Genomic DNA, 781 nt, shown 5'->3' on the forward strand with positions numbered 1-781 from the left:
ATTATCCGGTGTGGCTGGAAAAGGGAAGCGAATACCACGTTCAAACCGGCACCAACGACCACTACAAAAAGTTGGGAGCAGCCCTTCAGACACCCGAGCACCCGATCGTGGGCGTGAGTTGGTACAATGCTGCTGCCTACTGCGCCTGGCTTACTAAAAAAACGGGGAAGCCCATTCGTTTGCCCACCGAGGCAGAGTGGGAATTTGCCGCCCGGGGAGGCAACCAGAGCAAAGGCTACGCCTATGCCGGGGGAGACGATTTGAACGAAGTAGGTTGGTATGCCGACAATGCCGGCGGAAAAACTCACGCTGTGGGCATGAAAAAAGCCAACGAACTCGGTCTTCACGACATGAGTGGCAATGTGTGGGAGTGGTGCGCCGACTGGTTTGGCAATTATTCTCCATCGGCGCAATCGAACCCGAAAGGGCCGGAAAGTGGCTCGGGCCGCGTGAACCGTGGCGGCTCGTGGCGCTTCGGCGCGGAGAATTGCCGCGTCTCGTACCGCAACTACTGGGGCCCGGTCGACCGCGGCATCAATCTGGGCTTCCGCGTGGCTTCTTCGTCCTTGCAGTGAGGTGGATGCCATCCGGCCATCAAGCGAGCAAGGCCGGTCATGTCACCCAGTCGCCCTGCCGCCAAGCGCCGGAGCACGGCGGGGTAGGGCCCCCGCCCGCGACGGGGCACGGCGGCAGGGGCGTTTTTTCCCCCTCTCCTTTTTGTCATTTCGTAGAAACCCGTCCGCTCTGAAAGGGCAATCACGCACGGCCGCCGCCTGTAGAT

General features: G+C 60.8%; 1 protein-coding gene. It reads left to right on the forward strand.

The genetic code is table 11. The annotated features are described in order from the left end of the window. On the forward strand, positions 1-575 hold a 575-nt coding region (locus JNK74_28565; protein ID MBL7650141.1), incomplete at its 5' end, for an SUMF1/EgtB/PvdO family nonheme iron enzyme. Positions 576-781 lie beyond the last annotated feature (206 nt).

The organism is Candidatus Hydrogenedentota bacterium (genome assembly GCA_016791475.1).
Classification (GTDB): Bacteria; Hydrogenedentota; Hydrogenedentia; order Hydrogenedentales; family JAEUWI01; genus JAEUWI01.